Origin of the sequence: Hydrogenophaga sp. NH-16 (assembly GCF_004006415.1) — a bacterium.
In the GTDB taxonomy this organism is placed as follows: domain Bacteria; phylum Pseudomonadota; class Gammaproteobacteria; order Burkholderiales; family Burkholderiaceae_C; genus Hydrogenophaga; species Hydrogenophaga pseudoflava.
On record NZ_CP029344.1, the window covers coordinates 310,560 to 329,932 of the forward strand.

General features: G+C 69.1%; 19 protein-coding genes. 6 read left to right on the forward strand and 13 right to left on the reverse strand.

From position 1 onward, the window contains the following. Positions 1-48: 48 nt before the first annotated feature. Genes DD542_RS01495 through gcl form a run of 7 tightly spaced genes read right to left on the reverse strand, consistent with a single transcriptional unit; the run spans position 49 to position 7,327 of the window. Positions 49-429, reverse strand: coding sequence for a glyoxalase/bleomycin resistance/extradiol dioxygenase family protein (locus DD542_RS01495; protein WP_066156168.1), 381 nt, complete (start codon positions 427-429; stop codon positions 49-51). A gap of 10 nt (positions 430-439) precedes the next feature. Beyond that, a complete protein-coding gene (locus DD542_RS01500) occupies positions 440-1,597 on the reverse strand; it encodes an MFS transporter (protein ID WP_127803286.1) in 1,158 nt (385 codons plus the stop codon). A gap of 7 nt (positions 1,598-1,604) precedes the next feature. Then, positions 1,605-2,381, reverse strand: a complete 777-nt coding sequence (locus DD542_RS01505) for a DeoR/GlpR family DNA-binding transcription regulator (RefSeq protein ID WP_127803288.1) — start codon at positions 2,379-2,381, stop codon at positions 1,605-1,607. Between the two features lie 59 nt (positions 2,382-2,440). Beyond that, positions 2,441-3,760 (reverse strand): glycerate kinase, encoded by a 1,320-nt coding sequence (locus DD542_RS01510; protein WP_127803290.1) that lies wholly within the window; start codon positions 3,758-3,760, stop codon positions 2,441-2,443. 23 nt (positions 3,761-3,783) lie between these two features. Continuing rightward, positions 3,784-4,722, reverse strand: a complete 939-nt coding sequence (gene glxR, locus DD542_RS01515) for a 2-hydroxy-3-oxopropionate reductase (RefSeq protein ID WP_277750663.1) — start codon at positions 4,720-4,722, stop codon at positions 3,784-3,786. Next, complete coding sequence (gene hyi, locus DD542_RS01520; RefSeq protein ID WP_127803295.1) at positions 4,719-5,516, reverse strand: hydroxypyruvate isomerase; 798 nt, start codon at positions 5,514-5,516, stop codon at positions 4,719-4,721. The genes glxR and hyi overlap by 4 nt, the downstream gene beginning before the upstream one ends. 23 nt (positions 5,517-5,539) lie before the next feature. Then, complete coding sequence (gcl, locus tag DD542_RS01525) at positions 5,540-7,327, reverse strand: glyoxylate carboligase (protein WP_127803297.1); 1,788 nt, start codon at positions 7,325-7,327, stop codon at positions 5,540-5,542. A gap of 123 nt (positions 7,328-7,450) precedes the next feature. On the opposite strand from gcl, the gene DD542_RS01530 reads away from it, so the two are divergent. Both DD542_RS01530 and DD542_RS01535 read left to right on the forward strand, forming a co-directional pair. Continuing rightward, positions 7,451-8,356 (forward strand): LysR family transcriptional regulator, encoded by a 906-nt coding sequence (locus DD542_RS01530; protein WP_127803299.1) that lies wholly within the window; start codon positions 7,451-7,453, stop codon positions 8,354-8,356. A gap of 1 nt (position 8,357) precedes the next feature. Beyond that, positions 8,358-9,806 (forward strand): 8-oxoguanine deaminase, encoded by a 1,449-nt coding sequence (locus tag DD542_RS01535; RefSeq protein WP_127803301.1) that lies wholly within the window; start codon positions 8,358-8,360, stop codon positions 9,804-9,806. A gap of 12 nt (positions 9,807-9,818) precedes the next feature. Here DD542_RS01535 and DD542_RS01540 read toward each other — a convergent pair whose 3' ends face one another. Together DD542_RS01540 and DD542_RS01545 are read right to left on the reverse strand one after the other, a co-directional pair. Beyond that, a complete protein-coding gene (locus DD542_RS01540; protein WP_127803303.1) occupies positions 9,819-10,535 on the reverse strand; it encodes an alpha/beta fold hydrolase in 717 nt (238 codons plus the stop codon). 94 nt (positions 10,536-10,629) lie between these two features. After that, the gene (locus tag DD542_RS01545) at positions 10,630-11,331 is read right to left on the reverse strand and encodes an alpha/beta hydrolase (RefSeq protein WP_066156134.1); all 702 of its coding nucleotides are present in this window, start codon (positions 11,329-11,331) and stop codon (positions 10,630-10,632) included. 158 nt (positions 11,332-11,489) lie between these two features. Between DD542_RS01545 and DD542_RS01550 the strand changes: the two genes are divergently transcribed. From DD542_RS01550 to DD542_RS01565, 4 genes are all read left to right on the forward strand, one after another. After that, positions 11,490-13,178 carry an AMP-binding protein gene (locus DD542_RS01550; RefSeq protein ID WP_127803305.1) on the forward strand — a complete coding sequence of 563 codons (1,689 nt, stop codon included), beginning with the start codon at positions 11,490-11,492 and terminating at the stop codon, positions 13,176-13,178. Positions 13,179-13,273: 95 nt separating this feature from the next. After that, positions 13,274-13,675: a hypothetical protein gene (locus tag DD542_RS01555; RefSeq protein WP_079364602.1), complete on the forward strand. Its 402-nt coding sequence runs from the start codon at positions 13,274-13,276 to the stop codon at positions 13,673-13,675. 6 nt (positions 13,676-13,681) lie between these two features. After that, positions 13,682-14,200 carry a sigma-70 family RNA polymerase sigma factor gene (locus tag DD542_RS01560; RefSeq protein WP_066156126.1) on the forward strand — a complete coding sequence of 173 codons (519 nt, stop codon included), beginning with the start codon at positions 13,682-13,684 and terminating at the stop codon, positions 14,198-14,200. Positions 14,201-14,203: 3 nt separating this feature from the next. Further along, a complete protein-coding gene (locus tag DD542_RS01565) occupies positions 14,204-14,986 on the forward strand; it encodes an anti-sigma factor (protein ID WP_127803307.1) in 783 nt (260 codons plus the stop codon). 28 nt (positions 14,987-15,014) lie between these two features. Here the strand turns inward: DD542_RS01565 and fghA are convergent, their stop codons facing one another. The 4 genes from fghA to xdhC form a co-directional block, all read right to left on the reverse strand. Then, complete coding sequence (fghA, locus tag DD542_RS01570; protein WP_127803309.1) at positions 15,015-15,878, reverse strand: S-formylglutathione hydrolase; 864 nt, start codon at positions 15,876-15,878, stop codon at positions 15,015-15,017. 2 nt (positions 15,879-15,880) lie between these two features. Continuing rightward, on the reverse strand, positions 15,881-16,987 hold the full coding sequence (locus DD542_RS01575; protein ID WP_127803310.1) for an S-(hydroxymethyl)glutathione dehydrogenase/class III alcohol dehydrogenase: 1,107 nt from the start codon (positions 16,985-16,987) through the stop codon (positions 15,881-15,883). Between the two features lie 46 nt (positions 16,988-17,033). Beyond that, complete coding sequence (locus DD542_RS01580) at positions 17,034-18,233, reverse strand: urate hydroxylase PuuD (protein ID WP_127803312.1); 1,200 nt, start codon at positions 18,231-18,233, stop codon at positions 17,034-17,036. A 174-nt stretch (positions 18,234-18,407) separates the two neighbouring features. Continuing rightward, on the reverse strand, positions 18,408-19,229 hold the full coding sequence (gene xdhC / locus DD542_RS01585) for a xanthine dehydrogenase accessory protein XdhC (RefSeq protein ID WP_127803314.1): 822 nt from the start codon (positions 19,227-19,229) through the stop codon (positions 18,408-18,410). Positions 19,230-19,373: the final 144 nt, after the last annotated feature.

The window sequence follows — 19,373 nt, forward strand, 5'->3', positions numbered from 1 at the left end:
TAGAAACGATCCGGCGGCCGGGTTTGTAACCGCCGCCCGGCCCCTCCCTCAGGCCGTGATTTCGATCCGCGTGCCGTCGGGCATGGCCAGCACCGCTTCATAGAAGCCGTCGCCCGTGGTGCGTGGGCCGGAGACGAGACAGCCCGCGTGGCGGCAGCGCGCCGCCAGGGCATTCACCGCCTCGGCGCTGCCCAGCGAAAGGGCCAGGTGGTCCCAGCCCGGGCGCTCGGCGTCGGGCACGGCCTCGATCCAGGGGCCGGTCATGAGCTCGATCTGCACGCCGCCGGGCAGCGCGGCGAAGCGGGAGACAAAGCCGGGCCGGCGCTGGCTGCGGTAGGACTCGTCGACGGTGGCGCCGAAATAGGTCTGCCAGAACGCGGCGGCGGCGTCGAGGTCGCGCGTCCAGAGGGCGATGTGGGCCAGTTTCATGGAGAGTCCTTCAGGCGGGGCGCGCCACCACGCGGTGGGCCAACAGGGGCAGCAGGGCGAGCAGGGCCGCCAGCAGGGCGAAGGCGATGGGCAGGCCCACCAGATGCGACACGAAGCCGATGGCGGCGGGGCCGAGCAGCACGCCGGCATAGCCGGTGGTCGAGATGGCCGCGATCGCCAGCCCCGGGGCCATCACGGTCTGCGCACCGGCGCGCCGGAAGAGCACCGGCACCAGGTTGGAAGCGCCCAGGCCGATGCAGAAGAAGCCCGCCATCGCCAGACCCGCCGACCCTGCCAGCAGCACCAGCACAAAGCCACCCACCGCCAGCAGACCGCCAACCGTCAGCACCACCCGGTCGCCCAGGCGGGCGCACAGCGCGTCGCCGCCGAAGCGCCCTGCGGTCATGGCCACCGAAAACACCATGAAGCCCAGGCCCCCTTGCGCCGCGGCCAGCAGGCCGCCTTCGGTCAGCAGCAGCGCGCTCCAGTCGAGCACCGCGCCTTCAACGAGAAAGCACACGCCCGCCAGCAGCGCCAGCAGCAGCACCGGGCCGCGCGGCCAGGCCAGTGCTGGCGCTTCGGCGGCCGGCGTGGTGCCCAGCAGGCGCGGCGCCACCAGGCCCATCGCGGCCAGCATGAGCCCGGCGCCCAGCAGCGTGCCCGCCAGGGGCGACCAGCCCGCCGACAGCAGCGCGGTCATGAAGGCTGCGCCCAGCAGACCGCCGACGCTGAACAGCGCATGGAAACCGGACATCAGCGGCCGGCCCGCGCCGCGTTCGACCGCCAGCGCGTGCACGTTCATCGCCACGTCCAGCGAGCCGAGCGCGGCGCCGAACACCATCAGGGCCAGGCCGAGCGTCAGCGGCGCGTCCGCCAGGGCGAGCAGCGGCAGCAGCAGGGCCACGCCCAGGCCGCCCGCGATCACCACCGGCCGGCTGCCGTGGCGCGCACTGAACCAGCCGGCCCAGAGCATCGCCACCACCGATCCGATGCCCAGGCACAGCAGCAAGGCACCCAGGACGCCATCGCCCACCCCCAGGCGCTGCTTGGCAAACGGCACCAGCGGCGCCCAGCAGGCCAGCCCGAAGCCGGCGACGAGAAAGGCCAGGCGCGTGGCCAGGCGGGTGGCGGGCCGGTCGGCACCCGCCGTCAACACAGCAGTGGTCATGGGTGCATCACTCCGGCCGCCCGGCCTTGAGGACCTGCGTGCCCTGCTTCGCCAACGCCTTCAGGAAGGCGAAGTCGGCGTCGTGTTCGACCACGAAATGATCGATCTCGCGGGTGGGGGTGACGCGGTGCGGCAGCAGCAGGCCGAGCTTGTCGTTGGTGGCCATCGCCACGCAGCGCTGGCTGGCGGCGCGCAGCGCGCGCTTGAAGGCGGCGTCGGCAGCATCCACCGTGCAGATGCCCGTGTCCACCAGCACGCCGCAGGTGCCCAGAAAGCAGCGCTGGATGTTCATCTGCCCCACGGCCAGCACGGCGGTGGCGTCGATGCAGCCGCCCACCAGCGGGTCGACCGCGCCGCCCACCATGATCAGGTGCACGTCCTGGCGGCGCAGCAGCGCGGCGGCGATATCCACCGAATTGGTGGCCACGGTGAGCGCGTACTCGGACGGCAGGCACTGCGCCAGCGCGAGATTGGTGCTGCTGCTGTCCAGGAACAGGAATTCGCCAGGTTCGATGATGGCCACCGCCGCCCGGGCCAGCGCGGCCTTGCGCTCGCGCCGCTCGTCCATGCGCACCGCCATCGGGGTGGCGCCAGGCAGCGGCGGCAGCGCGCCGCCATAGACGCGGCGACACAGACCTTCGCCAGCGAGGGCGCGCAGGTCGCGGCGGATCGCGTCTTCCGAGACCTGGAATTCGTCCGCCAGCGTGGCGGCCACCACGGACTGGCCCTGGGCCAGCCGTGCGGCAATCTGGTCGCGGCGGGCCAGGGGGATGTCCGTGTTCATGCGCGCATCATATCGTGCACAAACAAGAATCACAACATGCACAAACGTGCACGATCAACCTACGACCGGGTTATGAGCAGCGCGCGGAAGTCGTTGACATTGGTGTGCGTGGGGCCGGTGAACACCAGGTCGCCCAGGGGTTCGAAGAAGCCGACCGCGTCGTTGCGCGCCAGGTGGTCGGCCAGCTTCAGGCCCCGGGCCGAGGCGCGCGCCAGCGTGTCGGGCGCGACCAGGGCGCCCGCGTTATCCTCCACGCCGTCGATGCCGTCGGTGTCGGCCGCCAGCGCCCACACGTTCGCATGCCCGTTCAGCGCCTGCGCCAGGCCCATGCAGAACTCCCCTGCCCGCCCGCCCCGCCCTTTGGGCTGGCCTTCGGCGCGCGGGCGCACCGTCACCGTGGTCTCGCCGCCGCTGAGGATGACACAAGGCGCCTCGAAGCTGCTGCGGCCGAGCGTGGCGGAGCGCGCCAGCGCCGCATGCACCTTGCCGACCTCGCGCGACTCGCCCTCGATCTCGTCGCTGAGCACGTAAGCGCGCACACCCAGCGCCCGTGCGGCCTCGGCTGCGGCCTCCAGGCTCTGCTGCGGCGTGGCAATCAGGTGCGTGGTGCAGCGCGCCAGACGCGGGTCGCCGGGCTTGGGGGTTTCGAGCGCGCCAGCTTCCAGTTGCTGCTGCACCACCGCAGGGACTTCGATGCCGTAGCGGCGCACGATGTCCAGCGCGTCGGTGCAGGTGGTTGCGTCCGCCACGGTAGGTCCGCTGGCGATCACGCTCACGTCGTCGCCCGGCACGTCGCTGATGGTCAGCGTCACAACCCTTGCGGGCGCGCAGGCAGCGGCGAGGCGACCGCCCTTGATGCGCGAGAGGTGCTTGCGCACGGTGTTCATTTCGCCGATGTGCGCGCCGCTCTCCAGCAGCTGGCGGTTGATGCGCTGCTTGTCTGCCAGCGTCAAGCCGTCGCACGGTAGCGTGAGCAAAGAAGAGCCCCCGCCCGAGATGAGGCACAGCACCAGATCGTTTTCGGTCAGCCCTTGCGTCAGCGCCAGGATGCGCTGCGCCGCGTCGAGACCGGCGGCGTCGGGCACCGGGTGCGCCGCCTCGACGACCTCGATGCGCTGTGCGAGCTCTTCCGGTCGCGGCGGCGTGTGGCCGTAACGCGTGACCACCAGACCCGACAGCGGTGCGTCCGCAGGCCACAGGGCTTCGACCGCGTGCGCCATTGCCCCACCGGCCTTGCCGGCGCCCAGCACCAGCGTGCGGCCCTTGGGCGGCGCCGGCAGGTGCGCCGCGGTGTTGTGCAACGGCAGCGCGCGCTGCACCGCCACGTCGTACAGGTGGCGCAGCAGGGCGCGCGGGTTTTCAAGGGTGGGCTGGGTCATGGTCGCCGCAGTCTAGCGGTGCATCAGGCGGCGGGTTCTGGGGCGATCTCGTGGTTTGCCATGAGTTCGAGCGAACGGCACAAGGCGGAGTGGTCGAGACCAGCGAGGCCGTGCGCCGCACAGCTCTGCATCAGCTGCGCCGCGCTGGCCGTGTTCGGCAGACTCACACCCAGCTCCTTCGCGCCCTGCAGCGCGAGGTTCAGGTCCTTCTGGTGCAGCTCGATGCGAAAGCCCGGGTTGAAGGTCCGCTTGACCATGCGCTCGCCATGCACTTCCAGGATGCGGCTGGCGGCGAAACCGCCCATCAGCGCCTGGCGCACCTTGGCCGGGTCGGCGCCAGCCTTGCTGGCGAACAGCAGGGCCTCGGCCACCGCCTCGATGTTGAGCGCCACGATGATCTGGTTGGCCACCTTGGTGGTCTGGCCGTCGCCGTTGCCGCCCACCAGGGTGATGTTCTTGCCCATGGCCTCGAACAGCGGCTTCACGCGCTCGAACGCTGCCTCCGGCCCGCCGACCATGATGGTCAGGCTGCCCGCCTTGGCGCCCACCTCGCCACCGCTGACCGGCGCGTCCAGGTAGTCGCAGCCCAGGGCATTGATCTGCTGCGCGAACTGCTTGGTGGCCATGGGGCTGATGGAGCTCATGTCCACCACCACCTTTCCAGCCGACAGTCCTTTGGCCACGCCAGTCTCGCCGAACAGCACGTCGTGCACGTTCGGCGTGTCCGGCACCATGGTGATGACCACGTCGGCACGCCTGGCGACTTCGGTGGCGTTGGTGCAGACGGTGGCGCCGGCCTCGGCCAGTTCGGCCGGGATCTTGCTGCGGCTGGCCACGAACAGGGTGTGGCCGGCCTTGATGAGGTTCAGCGCCATGGGCGTGCCCATGATGCCCAGGCCGATGAAGCCGACCTTGGTGCCGCTCTTGGTCATCTGTCTTGTCTCCGTTGGGGTGTTGTTCAAAGCGTCTGTCCGTGCGCCGCGATCCAGCCCAGGCCGCGGTCGGTGCCACCGGGCGTGGCATCCTTGGGCTTGTATTCGCAGCCGATCCAGCCGGTGTAGCCCAGCGCGTCGATGTGGGCGAAGACGTTGCGGTGGTGGATCTCGCCGGTGCCCGGTTCGTGGCGGCCGGGCGTGTCAGCCAGCTGCATGTGGGCGATGCGCGGCAGCAGCTCACGGATGGTGTTGCAGAGCTCCCCTTCCATGCGCTGCGCGTGGTAGATGTCGTACTGCAGGAAGACGTTGTCCGCACCCACTTCGTCCATCAGCGCGATGGCCTGGCGCGGGCGGTTGACGAAGTAGCCCGGCATGTCGAAGCTGTTGATGGGTTCGATCAGCAGCGGCAGGCCCAGCTTCTTCGCCTCGGCGGCGGCATGGCGCACGTTGGCCACCCAGGTGGCGCGCGCCTGCGCCTCGCTCACGCCCGCGGGCACCAGACCGGCCATGCAGTGCCAGCGCTGCACGCCGATCACCGGCGCGTAGGCGGCGGCTTTGGCCACCCCGGCGCGGAACTCGTCTTCACGGCCCGGAATGCAGGCCAGGCCGCGCTCGCCCGCCGCCCAGTCGCCCGGCGGCAGGTTGTGCAACACCAGCTGCAGGCCGTTGCGCTGCAGGCGCTCGGCGATGTCTTCGGCCTTGAAGTCATAAGGGAACAGGAACTCCACGGCCTTGAAACCGGCCTTCGCCGCCGCGTCGAAGCGGTCGAGGAAGGGCAGCTCGTTCCAGAGCATGGAAAGGTTGGCGGCGAATTGCGGCATGTCGTTTTCCTTTGTTGTTGTGTTCAGTCCAGCAGGCCCGCAGTTTCGAGACCCTGCGCGGCGCGGCAGTCGATGTCCTCGAACTCGACCACCTTGTCGATCTCGGTGCCCATGGCGATGTTGGTGATCCGTTCCAGTATGCATTCCACGACGACAGGCACGCGGTGCTCGGCGGCCAGTTGCTGCGCCTGGCTCAGCGCGCCTTGCAGTTGCTCCGGGTCGGTCACGCGCAGGGCCTTGCAGCCCAGGCCTTCGACCACGGCCACGTGGTCCACGCCATAGCCCCGCAGATCGCCCGCGGCATCGGGCACGTTCTGGTTCTCGAAGGCCAGCTGCACGCAGTAGTCCATGTCGAAGCCGCGCTGGCTCTGGCGGATCAGACCCAGGTAGCTGTTGTTGACCAGCACGTGCACATAGGGCAGGCGGAACTGCGCGCCCACGGCCAGCTCCTCGATCAGGAACTGAAAGTCGTAGTCGCCCGAGAGGGCCACCACCTGCTTCGTCGGGTCGGCCGCCACCACGCCCAGCGCGGCCGGCAGCGTCCAGCCCAGCGGGCCGGCCTGGCCGCAATTGATCCACTGGCGCGGACCGTAGACGTGCAGGAACTGCGCCGCCGCAATCTGGGACAGGCCGATGGTGCTGACGTACACCGTGTCGCGGCCGAAGACCTGGTTCATCTCCTCGTACACGCGGTGCGGCTTCATCGGGATCTGCTCGAAATGCGTCTTGCGCAGCATCACGCGTTTGCGTTCGGCGCAGCGCTCGGCCCAGTCGGTGTAGCTCGGCCAGGCGTTTGCAGCGACGCGCTCGCGCGCCACCTGCACGAACAGCTCCAGCGCGGCCTTCGCGTCGCTCACGATGCCGAAGTCGGGCTCGAACACGCGGCCGATCTGCGTCGGCTCGATGTCCACGTGCACGAACTTGCGACCCTTGGTGTAGGTCTCGACGCTGCCGGTGTGGCGGTTGGCCCAGCGGTTGCCGATGCCCAGCACGAAGTCGCTGGCGAGCATGGTCGCGTTGCCGTAGCGGTGGCTGGTCTGCAGGCCCACCATGCCCGCCATCAGCGGGTGGTCGTCGGGGATGGCGCCCCAGCCCATGAGCGTGGGGACCACCGGCACGCCGGTGAGTTCGGCGAACTCCACCAGCAGGTCCGCCGCATCCGCATTGAGGATGCCGCCACCGGCCACGATCAGGGGCTTGCTCGAAGCGGCCAGCATGTCCAGCGCCTTCTGAATCTGCTTGCGCGTGGCGGCGGGCTTGTAGACCGGCAGCGGCTCGTAGGTGTCGATGTCGAACTCGATCTCGGCCATCTGCACGTCGAACGGCAGGTCGATCAGCACCGGGCCCGGGCGACCCGAGCGCATGAGGTGGAAGGCCTGCTGGAACACACGCGGTACCAGGGCCGGCTCGCGCACCGTCACCGCCCACTTGGTCACGGGCTTGGCGATGCTCTCGATGTCCACCGCCTGGAAGTCTTCCTTGTAGAGGCGGGCACGCGGCGCCTGGCCGGTGATGCAGAGGATCGGTATGGAATCGGCGCTGGCCGAGTACAGACCGGTGATCATGTCCGTGCCAGCCGGCCCGCTGGTGCCGATGCAGATGCCGATGTTGCCGGCCCTGGCGCGGGTGTAACCCTCGGCCATGTGCGAGGCCGCCTCCACGTGGCGGGCCAGCACGTGGGCGATGCTGCCGCGCTCGCGCAGGGCCGCATACAGCGGATTGATGGCCGCGCCGGGTACGCCGAAGGCCTGGGCAATGCCCTCCTTCTCCATCACCAGCACCGCCGCCATCGCGGCCTTCATCTTCGCCATGTCTGTCTCCAGTGGTTTGTGGACTGGGACCGATGCTATGGAGGCCATACGGTCTTGTGAATGCCACTGGCGGTCAGTTGATTCGATACTCGCGGTATGCAATCGCGCCGATAACATGCCCCCATGGACCGTTACAAGGAAATCGAAGCCTTCGTGCAGGTGATGGAGCACGGCAGCCTGGCCGCCGCTGCGCTGCACGCCGGCATCACCCCGGTGATGATGGGCCGGCGCATCGACGCGCTGGAGAAGCGCCTGGGCACGCAGCTGATGCACCGCTCCACCCGGCGCCTGGTGCTGACCGACGCGGGCGCGCGCTTTCTGGACGAATGCCGGCCGCTGCTGGCGCAGTGGGCACAGGCCGAGGCCAGCGTGGCGGCACAGAAGCACCAGGCCAGCGGCCACCTGATCGTCTCGGCCCCTGCGGCCTTCGGGCGCCTGCACGTGGCGCCGCACGCCAGCGCCTTCCTCAAGGCCAACCCCGAGGTCAAGCTCTCGTTCAACCTGACCGACCGGGTGGTGGACCTGGTGCGCGAGGGCTACGACATGGGCATCCGCATCGGCGGCGCCATCGACCCGAATTTCGTCGCCATCAAGCTGGCCACCAACCAGCGCGTGGTCTGTGGCACGCCGGCCTATTTCCGCAAACACGGCAAGCCGCAGACGCTGGACGACCTGGCGCAGCACAACTGCCTGGCCTTCAACCTGCAGGGCGGCCAGCAGCGCGGCTGGTACTTCCAGCAGGACGGCAAGACCGTGACCGTGCGCGCCGAGGGCAACCTCGACTGCAACGACGGCGAGCTGCTGCACCGCTGGGTCAGCGAGGGCCTGGGCCTGGGCTGGCGCAGCACCTGGGAGATCCAGGCGCAGCTGCAGCGCGGCGAGCTGGTGACCGTGCTCGACGACTACGCCCTGCCCGCCTACGACATCCTGGCCGTGTACCCGCAGCAGCGCCACCTGCCGGCCAAGGTGCGCTTTTTCATCGAGCACCTCAAGAAGACCTACGCCAAACCCCACTACTGGTTGAAGTGACATGAACTCCCTGCTGATCCACAACGCCGCCTGCATCGCCACCTTCGACCACGCCGACCCGTCGAAAGGGCGCGAACTCAAGGACGCTTCGCTGTTCGTGCGCGACAACGTCATCGAGTGGATCGGCCCCACCGCCGAGCTGCCGCGCGCGCTGCGCGAATCGGCCGGCGAGGTGATCGACGCGCATGGCCACCTGGTCACGCCCGGGCTGGTGAACACACACCACCACATGTACCAGTCGCTCACGCGCGCCATCCCCGGCGTGCAGGACGCGGAGCTGTTCTCCTGGCTGCGCGGGCTCTACCCGATCTGGGCCGGCCTCACGCCGGAGATGGTGCAGGTCTCGACCCAGGTCGCGATGGCCGAGCTGCTGATGAGCGGCTGCACCACCAGCAGCGACCACCTCTACATCTACCCCAACGGGGTGCGGCTGGAAGACAGCATCGAAGCCGCGCAGACCATCGGCATGCGCTTCGTCGCCACGCGCGGCAGCATGAGCGTGGGCCAGTCGCAGGGCGGCCTGCCACCGGACCGGGTGGTGGAACAGGAAGACGCGATCCTGAAAGACAGCCAGCGCCTGATCGAGACCTGGCACCGCGCCGACCACGGCGCCATGGTGCAGGTGGCCCTCGCGCCGTGCTCACCGTTCTCGGTCAGCCCCGCACTGATGCAGCAGAGCGCCGAACTCGCGCGAAGCTTCAAAGGCCAGGGCGTGCGCCTGCACGCCCACCTGGCCGAGAACGACCACGACATCGCCTACAGCCGCGAGAAGTTCCACATGACGCCCGCGCAGTACGCGCAGGAACTGGGCTGGCTGGGCGAGGACGTCTGGCACGCGCACTGCGTCAAGCTCGACGACGAGGGCATCTCGCTGTTCGCCGCCAGCCGCACCGGCGTGGCGCACTGCCCCTGCAGCAACATGCGCCTGGCCAGCGGCATCGCGCCCGTCCGCCGCATGCTGGACGCCGGGGTGCCGGTGGGCCTGGGCGTGGACGGCAGCGCCAGCAACGACGGCGCGCACATGGTGAACGAGGCGCGGCAGGCGCTGCTGCTGGCGCGCGTGGGCCGCGCGCTCTCAGCCCCCGAGACCCGCGGCGGCAAGACCTTCTTCGGCTGCGACCTCGGCCCGGCCGAGATGACCGCGCGCGACGTGCTGCACATCGCCACCCGCGGTGGCGCGCAGGTGCTGGGCCGCCAAGACATCGGCCACCTGGCACCGGGCATGTGCGCCGACCTGGCGCTGTTCGATCTGCGCAGCCTGGGCTTTGCCGGCGGTGCGGTGCACGACCCGCTGGCGAGCCTGCTGCTGTGTGCCAGCCCGCAGGCGGCCTACACGGTGGTCAACGGTCGGGTGGTGGTGCGGGAAGGCCGGCTCGTCACCGAGGACCTTGGCCCACTCGTGGAACGGCACAACCGCCTGGCCATCGAACTGGCGAACGCGGCACGCTGAGCGCCGCCGCGCTCAGTGCCAGGGCGCGAGCAGCACCGATAGCCAGCCGTTGAGGTCGCGGATCTCCCGCGGGCAGACCTCGTGCCCCATCGGGTAGTCGTGCCAGGCGATGTCGTAGCCCAGGCGCAGCAGCTTGTCGCGCGAGGACTCGGCGCGCTGCGGCAGCACCACCGGGTCCTGCCGGCCGTGCGCCATGAAGATCGGCACGTCGCGGTTGGCGGGGCTGGCCTCGGCCTCGGTCGCAATCGACAGCGGCAGGTAACCCGAGAGCACCACCAGGCCGGCCAGCCGCTGGGGCGCCCGCAGGCCCGCCATCAGCGTCATCACCGCGCCCTGAGAAAAGCCCAGCAGCACCACGCGGCCGGGTGGCACGCCGCGCGCCGCCTCGCGGTCGATCAGCGCCTGCACCACCTCGCAGGAGGCGCGCAGGCCCTCCTCGTCCTGCGTCGACACCGCACCGGTTTCGGCCGCCACCGGGCGCGGGTCGTACCAGGCGCGCATGGGCTGACCGGGTTCACCGTCGCCGAGGCTTACGGTGCGCAGCGGGGCGTTGGGAAACACGAACCGCACCGGCCCGGCGGACGACAGGTCCAGCTCGGTCACCAGCGGCGCAAAGTCCTGCCCGTCGGCCCCCAGTCCGTGCAGGACGATCAGGGTGGCGGAAGGCACCGCCGACGGGTCGCCGCCGGTCACGGTTTCGCGCAGCTGGATCTTCCGACGGGTGCTCATGGCGTCAGCATAGCGCCAGCCATGGCGTTGTTACAGGTCGCCGGCGCTCCTACGCCGGCTGGTTGCAGTTGAATTGATCAGTAACAAATATTTGTCACGCCGGGTTCGACAACCGACCCTCCAGCCAGGCGTTGAGGTCGGCGATCTCGTCCATACACACCTCGTGCCCCATGGGATAGGAATGCCAGTGCACCGGGTAGCCCAGAGCCGCCAGCGCGTCGCGCGCCGCCTCGCCGCGCGCCAGCACCACGATGTCGTCGGCATCGCCATGCGCCATGAAGACTGGCACCCCCCGGTTGGCCTCGCTGGCCTGCGCCGCGGTGGTCGCCGCCAGCGGCAGGTAGCCCGACAGCGCCACCAGGCCCGCCAGCCGCTGCGGTGCGCGCAGGCCGGCCAGCAAGGTCATGGCGCAGCCCTGCGAAAAGCCCATCAGCACCACGCGGTGCGCCGGCACACCGCGCTGCACCTCCCGTTCGACCAGCTGCAGCACGATGGCCTGGCTCTCGCGCAGGCCCGCCTCGTCCTCCTTGCGCGGCGCGGCCGGGTCTGTGCTGAGGGAAAAGATGTCGTACCAGGCGCGCATCTCGTAGCCCCCGTTGATCGTCACCGGCCGCGCCGGTGCGCTGGGGAACACGAAGCGCACCGGTCCGATGGTCGAGAGGTCCATGGCCTGGGCCACCGGCACGAAGTCGCGGCCGTCGGCCCCGAGGCCGTGCAGCACCACAATGCTGGCCACCGGCTGGGCGGCCGGGTCACCGCCGGTGGTGAATTCAATGAGTTCGATGGAAGAGGTCATCCGGTCAGCATAGCGCTGGTCTGTGGCATTGAGATGCGACCCATCCTGGTCAGCGCTGCGTGCAAACTGGAGCACAGGCTCTAGAAAACACGCGGGAAAGCCCGCTGCCGGCGGCCGGCCTGGCCCCGGTAGAGTCCGGCATTCACCTGGAGACACGCATGAGCAAGATATCGCCCGACTACCTCGCCCTTCAACGCCTGTACCACTGGGAGAAGACCGCCCCGACGCGGGTGGCCCTGACCCAGCCCATGGGCGCCGGTGCGGTGCAGGACTTCACCTGGGCCCAGGTGGCCGACCACAGCCGGCGCATGGCCGCGCACCTGAAGGCCCAGGGCTGGGCGCCCGGCAGCAAGGTCGCCATCCTGTCCAAGAACTGCGCCTGGTGGATGATGAGCGACCTGGCGATCTGGATGGCTGGCTATGTCTCGGTGCCGCTGTACCCCACGCTGGCGCCCGACACCATCACCCAGATCCTGACCCACAGCGAGTCCAAGGCGCTGTTCGTCGGCAAGCTCGACGGCTGGGAACACATGAAGCCCGGCGTGCCCGCCGGCCTGCCCTGCATGAGCTACCCGCTCTCGCCCGACGACGCGAAGCAGGCCTACGAAGGCTGGGATGCCATCGTGGCGCGCACCGCGCCGATGAAGGAGTCGCCCGTCCGCGGAGAGGACGAGCTGGCCACGCTGATCTACACCTCGGGCACCACCGGCCTGCCCAAGGGCGTGATGCACTCCTTCGGCAATTTCGCCTGGGCGCTGGACCGCGGCCTGCAGCGGATTCCACTGACCCAGGACGACCGCATGCTGTCCTACCTGCCGCTGGCGCACGTGGTCGAGCGCATGCTGGTCGAGCACGGCTGGCTGCGCACCGCCATGCACGTGTATTTCGCCGAGTCGCTGGACACTTTCACCGCCGACCTGCAGCGCTCGCGCCCCACGGTGTTCTTCTCGGTGCCGCGGCTGTGGGTCAAGTTCCAGCAGGGCATCCACCACAAGATGCCGCCGGCCAAGCTGAACCGGCTGCTGGGCATTCCCCTCATCGGTGGTCTGGTGCGCAAGAAGATCCGCAAGGCCCTGGGCCTGGACCAATGCCGCTTCGCCGCGGGCGGCGCGGCGCCCATGCCGCTGGCCCTGCTGGAGTGGTACGGCCAGCTCGGCATTGCCATCAACGAGGGCTACGGCATGACCGAGAACCTGGCGCTCTCGCACATCACCGAAGCCGGCAAGAACCAGCGCGGCACCGTCGGCCCGACCTACCCCGACGTGCTGCAGCGCATCGACCCCGAGACCGGCGAGATCCAGATGAAGAGCCAGGCGCTGATGCAGGGCTATTACAAGGAGCCCGAGAAGACCGCCGAGGTGTTCACCGCCGACGGCTGGCTCAAGACCGGCGACAAGGGCAGCATCGATGCGCAGGGCCTGCTGCGCATCACCGGCCGCGTGAAGGACCTGTTCAAGACCGGCAAGGGCAAGTACGTGGCGCCGGCACCGATCGAGGACAAGCTGGTGATGCACGAGGCCATCGAGGCCTGCGTGGTCACCGGCGCCAACCTCGGCCAGCCGCTGGGAATCGCCATGCTCAACGCCGATGCCGTGGCCCAGGCGGCCAGCGCCGAGGGTCGCGCCGCCCTGGAAAGCTCGCTGGCCGCCCACATCAAGGCCATCAACGCCACGCTGGACCCGCACGAGCGCCTGCAGTGCCTGGTGGTGACCACCACCGCCTGGACGGTGGACAACGACGTGATCACGCCGACCTTCAAGGTCAAGCGCAACCGCATCGAAGACCTGTACGCAAAACACTACGAGGCATGGGAAAACTCCGGCAAGACCGTGCTCTGGCAGTCCTGAGGTAAAAAAAGCGGGATCGGCAGGGAATAAACCGGTGGGCCACGGTGTTTACCGTTTGCCAACCGGTTTTTTTCATTCCCTTCCAGGAGCTCACCATGTCCCGATTCCCCATCCTTCGCACGGCCGCCGCCCTGACGCTCGGCACCGCCGCACTGATCGGCTGTGCCAGCACCACCAGCAGCACCAGCGCGCCCGGCGGCGTCATGGCCCGCGACGGCATGCTCACCGGCCCCAACGGCATGACGCTCTACACCTTCGACAAGGATGTGGCCGGCAGCGGCAAGAGCACCTGCAACGGCCCCTGCGCCACCAACTGGCCCCCGCTGATGGCCGGCGCTGCCAACGCTTCGGGCGACTACAGCGTCATCACCCGCGACGACGGCGGCCGGCAGATCGCCTACAAGGGCAAGCCACTCTACTACTGGATCAAGGACACCAAGCCGGGCGAGAAGACCGGCGACGGCTTCAACAAGGTCTGGCGCGTGGCCACCCCCTGATCCCCCTTGGGCCCCGAAGACACCCTGCCCCACATCCCCCGCCTGCGCCGATACGCGCGGCTGCTCACGGGGGACGCCAGCCGCGCCGACGATCTGGTGCAGGACACGCTGGAACGCGCCTGCCACAAGTGGCCGCTCTGGAAGCCGCGGCCCGACGGCAGCGGCCTGCGCGCCTGGCTGCTGTCGCTGATGCACAACCTGCACCTCAACCAGGTCCGCGACCAGGTGCACGAGCGCGACACGGTCGAACTGGAGGAGCGCCACGAACCCAGCCACGACCCCTTGGCACGGGTGCCCGAGCGGCTGGACCTGGAGCACGCGCTGGCCGAGTTGAGCCCGGTGTTGCGCGAAACCGTGTTGCTGGTCTGTGTGGAAGAGCTGTCCTACACCGAGGCCGCCCAGGTCCTGGGTGTGCCCGTGGGCACGGTGATGTCGCGCCTCTCCCGGGGCCGCGAACAGCTGCGCCGGCTCACCAGCGGAGAGCCTCCGACCGCGGTCACGCCCCGGCTGAAAATCGTTGCCTGAATCATGAACGCCGACCCCATCCCGCCCGTGACCGACGCCGAGCTGCATGCCTGGGTCGACGGCCAGCTGCCGGCCGACCGCTCCGACGCGGTGTCGGCCTGGCTGCAGGACCACCCCGAGGACGCGCGGCGCGTCCAGGACTGGCAGGCCCAGCGCACCGCGCTGCAAGGCCTGCAGCGCAGCGTGCTCGACGAGCCGGTGCCGCTCGCGCTGGCCCGGGCCACCCGCCCGGCGCGCCGCGCCGTCTGGCCGCAGGCGCTCGCCGCCAGCGTGCTGCTGGCGCTGGGCTTCGCTGGTGGCTGGTGGGGCCGCAGTGCCGGCGATCCGGCCGCCCGCCTGGCCGGCGCGACTCCGGGCTTCGTGCAGGAGGCGCGCGTGGCCCACGCGGTCTACACGCCCGAGAAGCGCCATCCGGTCGAGGTCGGCGTGGCCGAGCAGGCCCACCTGGTCCAGTGGCTGTCCAGACGGCTGGGCACGCCGCTCACCGCCCCGCAGTTGCAGGAGCAGGGCTTTGCACTGATCGGCGGGCGCCTGCTGCCCGGGCAGAACAGCGAGGCGCGTGCCCTGTTCATGTACGAATCGGCGGCCGGCGAACGCGTGACCCTGCACGTTTCGGTGCTGGGCGACCAGGCCGGCCAGGACACCGCGTTCCAGTTCACACGGGTGGGCGAGACCGAGACCTTCTACTGGGTCGACCGCCGCATGGGCTATGCCCTCAGCGGCAACCTGGCGCGCGAACGGCTGGCGGTGCTGGCTGATGCGGCCTACCGGCAGTTGCCGCGCTGACCAGGGGTCCGGTGCGCTGGGTGATCGCTCAGGCCAGCGCCTGCGCGTGGTGGCGCAGGTGGTCGTCGATGAAGCTGCTGATGAAGTAGTAGCCGTGGTCGTATCCGGCGTGGCGGCGCAGCGTGAGCGGCTGGCCCGTCTGGGCGCAGGCGGCCTCGAAAGCTTCAGGGTAGAGCTGCTCGGCCAGGAATTTGTCGGCCAGGCCCTGGTCGATGAGGATGCCGCCAGGGAACGGTGCCGTGGTCTGAGCGGCCATGAGCAGGCTGGCGTCGTGCGCCGCCCAGGTCGCTTCGTCCTGGCCGAGGTAACCCAGAAAGGCCTTGTGGCCCCAGGGGCACTTCGTCGGCGCACAGATGGGCGCAAAGGCCGAGAGGCTGCGGAACACGCCGGGATGGCGCAGCGCGAGCGTGAGCGCGCCGTGGCCACCCATGGAGTGGCCCGTGATGCCGAGGCGGTCGCCGTCGAGGCCGAATTCGGCCACCACGCCAGGGATGAGGTCCTGCAGCAGGTAGCTCTCCATCTGCCAGTGGCCGGCCCAGGGGTGTTCGGTGGCGTCGAGGTAGAAGCCCGCGCCGACGCCGAAGTCCCAGTGGTGGTCTTCGCCGTCGATGCCGCTGCTGCGCGGGCTGGTGTCGGGAAACAGCAGGGCCAGGCCCAGCTGCGCGGCCAGGCGCTGCGCGCCGGCCTTCATGGTGGCGGTTTCTTCGGTGCAGGTCAGGCCGGCCAGGTAGGTCAGCAGCGGCACCTTTTGCCCAGCCTGCGCCTGCGGTGGCAGGAAGAGCGCAAAGCGCATGGGCAAGCCGATCTGGTTGACCGAGAAGTGTTTGTAAAAGCGCTGCACGCCGCCGAAGCAGCCGTGTTCGCTGAGCAGTTCGAGTCGTTCGAGGAGCACGATCAGAACTCCACCACGCTGCGGATCGATTCACCGCGCTTCATCAGCGCAAAGCCTTCGTTGATGTCCTCAAGCTTGAGCTTGTGGGTGATCAGGCTGTCGATGTCGATCTTGCCGTCCATGTACCAGTCGACGATCCTGGGCACGTCGGTGCGGCCGCGTGCGCCGCCGAAGGCTGAGCCCTCCCACTTGCGGCCGGTGACCAGCTGGAACGGGCGGGTGCTGATCTCGGCGCCAGCCTCGGCCACGCCGATGATGATGCTGCGGCCCCAGCCCTTGTGCGTGCACTCCAGTGCCTGGCGCATCACCCTGGTGTTGCCGATGCACTCGAACGAGTAGTCGGCGCCGCCGTCGGTCAGCTGCACGATGGCATCGACGATGTTCTCGTGGTCCTTGGGGTTGAGGAAGTGCGTCATGCCGAACTGGCGGGCCATGGCCTCGCGCTCGGGGTTGAGGTCGATGCCGATGATCTTGTCGGCACCCACCATCCTTGCGCCCTGGATCACGTTCAGGCCGATGCCACCCAGGCCGAACACCACCACGTTGGCGCCCGCCTCCACCTTGGCGGTGAACAGCACCGCGCCGATGCCGGTGGTGACGCCGCAGCCGATGTAGCAGACCTTGTCAAACGGCGCGTCCTCGCGGATCTTGGCCAGCGCGATCTCGGGCACCACGGTGTGGTTGGCGAAGGTGCTGGTGCCCATGTAGTGCAGGATGGGCTTTCCGTCGATGGAGAAGCGGCTGGTGGCATCGGGCATCAGGCCCTTGCCCTGCGTGCCACGGATGAGCTGGCAGAGGTTGGTCTTGCGGCTCAGGCAGAACTTGCACTGGCGGCATTCGGGCGTGTAGAGCGGGATGACGTGGTCGCCCTTCTTGAGCGAGGTCACGCCGGGGCCAACGTCCACCACGATGCCCGCGCCTTCGTGGCCCAGGATGGCGGGGAACAGACCCTCGGGGTCGGCGCCCGAGAGCGTGTAGTAGTCGGTGTGGCAGATGCCGGTGGCCTTGATCTCGACCAGCACCTCGCCGAACTTCGGCCCCTGCAGATCGACGGTTTCGATGGTCAGGGGTTCGCCGGCTTTCCAGGCCACCGCAGCGCGTGTTTTCATGGGGTCTCCCGTTGGTTGGAAAACCCTGAGGGTAGCGCAGGACGCTTCAGTTCACCGGTGCGCCGGCCTTGAACCACTGCGCGAACAAGGCCCGTTCGTCCTCGGTCAGGCCGGTGGCGTTGTTCATCGGCATGAGCTTCTGCACCACCACCTGCTGGTAGACCATCTGGGCGTTCTTCTTGAGCTCGTCCGCCGAGTCCAGGCGCACGCCCTTGCTCTGCAAGGCTTCGCCGTGGCACATCACGCAGCGCTGCGCCACCACCGGCTGCAGCTGGGCATAGCCCACAGTGGCCGGCGCCGCTGCCGCCGGCGCGGCGGGCGCGGGCCGCAGCCAGACGATCAGGCCCAGCAGCACCACCACGCCCACGGCCGCGTATTTCCAGGGGTGCGGGTTGCGGCCGAGCTTGTGGCCGTGGCGCATGACGAAGAACTGGCGGATGGCCGCGCCCGCGAACATGATGGCGATCAGGATCAGCCAGTTCTGCGGGTGGGCGTAGGTGAAGCTGTAGTGGTTGCTGAGCATGGCGAACAGCACCGGCAGCGTGAAGTAGGTGTTGTGCACGCTGCGCTGCTTGCCGCGGATGCCGTGGATCGGGTCCACCGGCCGGCCGGCCTTCATGTCGGCCACCATGGTGCGCTGGCCGGGAATGATCCAGAAGAACACGTTGGCGCTCATGGCCGTGGCCAGCATCGCGCCCATGAGCAGGAAGGCGGCGCGGCCGGCGAACATCTGCGTGGCCGCATAAGCCGCGATGCAGACCAGCACCAGCACCAGCGCGCCCACCTTGGCGTCGCCGTTCTTCGTCTGGCCCAGGGTGCGGCAGATGATGTCGTACGCGAACCAGAACACCACCAGAAAGGCCAGTGCCGCGGCAATCGCGCCCGCAGGCGACCATTCCATGACCCGAGGGTCGATCAGGTAGACGCTGGGGCTCCAGAGGTAGGAGATGAGGAACAGCGCAAAGCCCGAGAGCCAGGTGGAATAGCTTTCCCAGTAGAACCAGTGCAGGTGGTCGGGCAGTTTGGGCGGCGCGGCCTTGAACTTGACCGGGTGGTAGAACCCGCCGCCGTGCAGCGCCCAGAGCTCGCCGCCGACGCCGTCCTTCTTGAGCTGTTCGTCCTCGGGCGGTGTGAGGCTGCTGTCGAGAAAGACGAAGTAGAAGGAGGAACCGATCCAGGCGATGGCGACGATGACATGCAGCCAGCGCAGCAGCAGATTGGCCCAGTCGAGCAGATAGGTTTCCATGGCACCTCAACACGTGGACGGTGACACCGTCAGGGTTTGCGACTCACCACCGCGGGCGCTCTGAGCCGACTGAGGGCCGCGTAAATGAGCGCCCGGGCTGTGGCCCAGGCACCCGCTCCGCTGCGACCGTATGAACAAAGTGTATACACTTTCTGAAGACAGTTGCTTGCGTATTTACCCTGAGCGGACAAGCAACAACTGAGCCACCACCGAAGCCGCGATCACCGCCGGCTCCTTGCCGCCGATGCCGGGCAGTCCGATCGGGCAGGTGATGCCCCCGAGCTCACCGTCCGTGAAACCCCGCTCCAGAAGCCGGCGCCGGAAGGTGGCCCATTTGGTCCTGCTGCCGATCAGTCCCACAAACGGCAGGTCGCCCGACGCCCGGCGCCGCTGCAGGCAGGCCGCCACGATGTCCAGGTCCTCCGCATGGGAGAAGCTCATGACCAGCACCAGTGCACCCGGCGGCAGGTCGCGGACCGCGTCCTGCACCGGCTCGGAGTGTTCGGTGCACACGGTCGGCGGCACCTCGGCCGGGAACACGCCATCGCGGCTGTCGATCCACTGCACCGCGAACGGCAGCGGCGCCAGCGCCCGCACGATGGCCTGTCCGACGTGGCCGCCGCCGAACAGGGCGACCGGCGTGAGCACCGGCACCAGCCGCTGCTGCAGGGCGCCCGCCTCGGCCAGCGTGACCGGCTCGAAGCGCAGCTCCACCACCCCGCCGCAGCACTGCCCGAGGCTGGGACCGAGCGCCACCCGGTGAGTCCAGGGCGCCGACGCGCCGGCTGCCAGCGCGTCCCGGGCCTGCTTCAGCGCGTCCCATTCCAGGTGGCCGCCACCGATGGTGCCGATCTGCTCACCGGGCCAGACGGCCATCCAGGTGCCGGCCTCCCGCGGCACCGAGCCCTGGGTGCGGAAAACGGACACCAGCACCGCCGGTGCCCGCGCCAGGCGTTCAAACAGGGGGGCAAGATCGGGGTGCTGTGTGGCGTGCATGCCAAAAATCCGTCCATATGCGCCGACGCGGCGACCGCCTGGCAGTATCCACCGGGTTCTTGCTTGGGCAAGTGGGCAAAGAGCCATAAACTGCATCCTCCCAGCCCTATGGCGCCCTGCCTGGCGGCGACTTCGCCGATCACG

Bases quoted from the DNA above. Each gene is read 5' to 3' on its own strand.
- DD542_RS01495 (WP_066156168.1), bottom strand. From the start codon at position 429: ATGAAACTGGCCCACATCGCCCTCTGGACGCGCGACCTCGACGCCGCC.
- DD542_RS01500 (WP_127803286.1), bottom strand. From the start codon at position 1,597: ATGACCACTGCTGTGTTGACGGCGGGTGCCGACCGGCCCGCCACCCGC.
- DD542_RS01505 (WP_127803288.1), bottom strand. From the start codon at position 2,381: ATGAACACGGACATCCCCCTGGCCCGCCGCGACCAGATTGCCGCACGG.
- DD542_RS01510 (WP_127803290.1), bottom strand. From the start codon at position 3,760: ATGACCCAGCCCACCCTTGAAAACCCGCGCGCCCTGCTGCGCCACCTG.
- hyi (WP_127803295.1), bottom strand. From the start codon at position 5,516: ATGCCGCAATTCGCCGCCAACCTTTCCATGCTCTGGAACGAGCTGCCC.
- gcl (WP_127803297.1), bottom strand. From the start codon at position 7,327: ATGGCGAAGATGAAGGCCGCGATGGCGGCGGTGCTGGTGATGGAGAAG.
- DD542_RS01530 (WP_127803299.1), top strand. From the start codon at position 7,451: ATGGACCGTTACAAGGAAATCGAAGCCTTCGTGCAGGTGATGGAGCAC.
- DD542_RS01535 (WP_127803301.1), top strand. From the start codon at position 8,358: ATGAACTCCCTGCTGATCCACAACGCCGCCTGCATCGCCACCTTCGAC.
- DD542_RS01540 (WP_127803303.1), bottom strand. From the start codon at position 10,535: ATGAGCACCCGTCGGAAGATCCAGCTGCGCGAAACCGTGACCGGCGGC.
- DD542_RS01545 (WP_066156134.1), bottom strand. From the start codon at position 11,331: ATGACCTCTTCCATCGAACTCATTGAATTCACCACCGGCGGTGACCCG.
- DD542_RS01550 (WP_127803305.1), top strand. From the start codon at position 11,490: ATGAGCAAGATATCGCCCGACTACCTCGCCCTTCAACGCCTGTACCAC.
- DD542_RS01555 (WP_079364602.1), top strand. From the start codon at position 13,274: ATGTCCCGATTCCCCATCCTTCGCACGGCCGCCGCCCTGACGCTCGGC.
- DD542_RS01565 (WP_127803307.1), top strand. From the start codon at position 14,204: ATGAACGCCGACCCCATCCCGCCCGTGACCGACGCCGAGCTGCATGCC.
- DD542_RS01575 (WP_127803310.1), bottom strand. From the start codon at position 16,987: ATGAAAACACGCGCTGCGGTGGCCTGGAAAGCCGGCGAACCCCTGACC.
- DD542_RS01580 (WP_127803312.1), bottom strand. From the start codon at position 18,233: ATGGAAACCTATCTGCTCGACTGGGCCAATCTGCTGCTGCGCTGGCTG.
- xdhC (WP_127803314.1), bottom strand. From the start codon at position 19,229: ATGCACGCCACACAGCACCCCGATCTTGCCCCCCTGTTTGAACGCCTG.